Genomic DNA, 1,003 nt, shown 5'->3' on the forward strand with positions numbered 1-1,003 from the left:
AGAGTGGTCATCACGACCTCTTCAGGTTCTGCTGGTAAATGAAGTAGCAGGCCAGCGCGATGGTGCCCACGAGCCACAGCAGCACGGGGGTCATCAGCGACCAGGTGACCGCGTGCGCCTTGCCGCCGGGGTCGCCGCCGAGCGCGCGCAGCCCTTCGGCGTACTGCGAGACGGGCTGGTTGCGGACGAAACCCTGGACCCAGTGCGGGAATTGGCGGGCGGGGGCCAGGCCGGTGGAGAGCATGCCGAGGATGAGCGGTGGCAGCACCAGCATCTGGCTGGTGGCCTCGGGGCTGCGGGTGTAGGTGCCGATGGCGTCCGCGCCGAGGCAGAACGTGATGCCGATGGCCATGCCGAGCGCCAGGAAGCCGAGGGTGTGCCCGGCGCCGGCGGCGAAGCGGAAGCCGATCACATGGGTGCTGATCACGGCCGCGACGAGTCCGACGGCGAGTCGGAACACGTTGGCTGACATGCGCGCCGCAGCGGGCACCAGCGGGTGCATGGGCATGGCGTCGAAGCGCCGGTCGAGTCCGGAGACGGCGTCGGTGGCGGCGCGGAAGGCGGCGGAGACGGCGGTGAACGCGCAGGCCTGCAGGATCACGATGGGCGCCATGAACTGCGCGTAGCTGCTGAATCCCAGTCCGGCGAAGGACATCACGCGGTTGAGCGGGATGTAGAAGCTGGCGGTGAAGGTGACGGGTGCGGCGATAGCGGTGATGATCTCGCCGGTCTTGACCGAGGGCACGATGAGCCGCACGGTGAGCACCCACCATTGGGCGAGCGTGCCCGGGGTGGCGCGGACGTCGGTGAGCCAGCCGGTGGTGGCGGGCGCGGTGGTGGTGGTCATGCGCGGGTCCGATCGCCGTCGGCGCGGTGGCGTCCCTCGCCGTTTCGGAAGCGCACCGAGGGGGAGTCCTCCTCGGGTTCTTCGGTTTTGGCCATGTGCCCGGTGAGTTCGAGGAACACGTCGTCGAGGGAGGGCCGCCGCAGCGCGATGTCGACG

1 protein-coding gene is annotated in these 1,003 nt (G+C 69.7%); it reads right to left on the minus strand.

Features of this window, described 5'->3' with window-relative positions; all coding sequences use genetic code 11:
* Positions 1 to 10: 10 nt before the first annotated feature.
* Positions 11 to 847 (minus strand): antibiotic transporter, encoded by an 837-nt coding sequence (locus ACIRS4_RS39465; protein WP_404205290.1) that lies wholly within the window; start codon positions 845 to 847, stop codon positions 11 to 13.
* Positions 848 to 1,003: the final 156 nt, after the last annotated feature.

The sequence above is a fragment of the Streptomyces sp. NPDC101166 genome (assembly GCF_044768125.1).
Classification (GTDB): Bacteria; Actinomycetota; Actinomycetes; order Streptomycetales; family Streptomycetaceae; genus Streptomyces.